Origin of the sequence: Bacillus sp. JJ634, from assembly GCF_036962285.1 — a bacterium.
Taxonomy (GTDB): Bacteria; Bacillota; Bacilli; order Bacillales; family DSM-1321; genus Peribacillus; species Peribacillus asahii_A.
Genome location: NZ_JBALMU010000161.1, coordinates 278 through 1,963 on the forward strand (window position 1 = coordinate 278; position 1,686 = coordinate 1,963).

The window sequence follows — 1,686 nt, forward strand, 5'->3', positions numbered from 1 at the left end:
TTTAATTTTCCATTTTGATAAATCCCTAACTCTTCATACACCTCTCTATGACTGCTAATATCCACCCGAACTGGCTTTTGCCCCTCGACAGTAATGTCTGCCATATAATAGTCTTGAAATTGAGCTGTAACAGGAACAGAAGGCGGCACCTCTATATTTGCTACTTGTTCTTTGTTAAAAGAATAAATTTGATGAAATAATTCAGATTTATTCTGTTTTTGAAAGGAAACAAAGACATCCTGCACACCATCTTTATTAAAATCAGCAAGGGCGAGCTTCGGTTTATATCCTGCTTCAAGGGGAATGGACATCCTCTTGCGGCTGCTTTCCACTACAAGTTCCATTTTCGTTAAAAGGTGACGATTTTTTTCGCTTGGTGTACCTCTTAACTCAATGGTATCAATTTTTTTATCACCGGTAACATCGCGCTTCATTGCCTCATAAAACTCATTTGACTTAAGCCCTTTATCATGTGCTTCAACAGCTTGATAGCTTAAACAAACAGAAATGACCAATACAGCATATTTTAATACATGTAAAAAATGACCTTTCATTCTCAACCGCTCCTTACGATTGTGAGATGTGTTTCTTTTTTATTTTTTTCATTGATCCTTCATAAAGATAGACCAGAAATAATAGAAACCCGGCACTAAAATCGCAAAGCCGACATACATACTGCTTAAAAAGAAGTAATGGATTTTTCAACATTTTAAAAGCTGCAATGACAAAAGCACCTGTCGCATATGCTGTTAATGCCATATGTCCCGCTGTTACTAAAAAGATTGGATAAAAAAGCCGCCCATGGGGCATTTTCAAAATGAAAAACAACTGGTGTACCTTCAAAAGTATAAAAATTCCAAATTAATACAAATGAGGTGAAGGCCCAAACCCAATGGTCGCGAAAATAATCTGAACAACCATATTCGATTCGTTCTGAACATTCCCCCAGCAATTTATACATAATCCATTCTCTTTGTCTTGCTCTTTCCGTTTTAATTCCTTCATAGTATTTCCCGAGAAAAGGAAAATATTTAATGAGCTGCCAAGAGAATTTACACCAATAATTGGATGATATATATTACTAACTATTTTCAGTTAAGGTTTAATCAAAATATTCTAACGAGGTTAATTTTTAAATATATAAATACCATTTTGCATCTAAGATTTTAAAATTTATATGCTAGCGAGTTCGTTCTTAAAATACTAAACGTACGGAAAGGAAAGGAAAACAAAGGAAATGGCAGGGATTTGGCGTCTGTGAGCAATGAGTGTTATACAGGCGTACAGAAGCGCTAATCTCCTCTAATAGAGAACGAGAACCACTTTGTGACCTTTCTTAATCAATGATACGATTAAGAAGGAAATTATTTCGGAAAGGATTGATTCTTTATCAAAACTCTCGCTTTACTGTACACGGCAGAAATGGAAAAGGCTATGTTTCAAGCTCATGGAATTGGTTATGCTGAATATAGCCGAAAGCTTGATGAGCGCTTGAAAGTTGAGGAAGCACGCGAACAGGATTATGCACAAAGCAGACGTATATTAAAGAAAATCCAATCGAATCTGTTTATAAAATAACATCAAACTTGACTCCAATGACCTATAATCATACCAATAACGCCCTCCTAGAATTCCTTTACACGTAGAGATTACTATACTACTGTTTTATAAACGAGAAAAATCCGT

General features: G+C 35.4%; 3 protein-coding genes. 1 reads left to right on the forward strand and 2 read right to left on the reverse strand.

The window, feature by feature from the left end:
- Together V7068_RS20060 and V7068_RS20065 are read right to left on the reverse strand one after the other, a co-directional pair.
- Positions 1-554: YybI family spore inner coat protein (locus tag V7068_RS20060; RefSeq protein WP_499714251.1), on the reverse strand; the 554-nt coding region annotated here is incomplete at its 3' end.
- Between the two features lie 13 nt (positions 555-567).
- Positions 568-828, reverse strand: a complete 261-nt coding sequence (locus tag V7068_RS20065; RefSeq protein WP_499714252.1) for a hypothetical protein — start codon at positions 826-828, stop codon at positions 568-570.
- Positions 829-1,434: 606 nt separating this feature from the next.
- Here V7068_RS20065 and V7068_RS20070 point away from each other — a divergent pair.
- Positions 1,435-1,578, forward strand: a complete 144-nt coding sequence (locus V7068_RS20070; RefSeq protein WP_164853105.1) for a YuzK family famiily protein — start codon at positions 1,435-1,437, stop codon at positions 1,576-1,578.
- Positions 1,579-1,686: the final 108 nt, after the last annotated feature.

Bases quoted from the DNA above. Each gene is read 5' to 3' on its own strand.
- V7068_RS20070 (WP_164853105.1), top strand. From the start codon at position 1,435: ATGTTTCAAGCTCATGGAATTGGTTATGCTGAATATAGCCGAAAGCTT.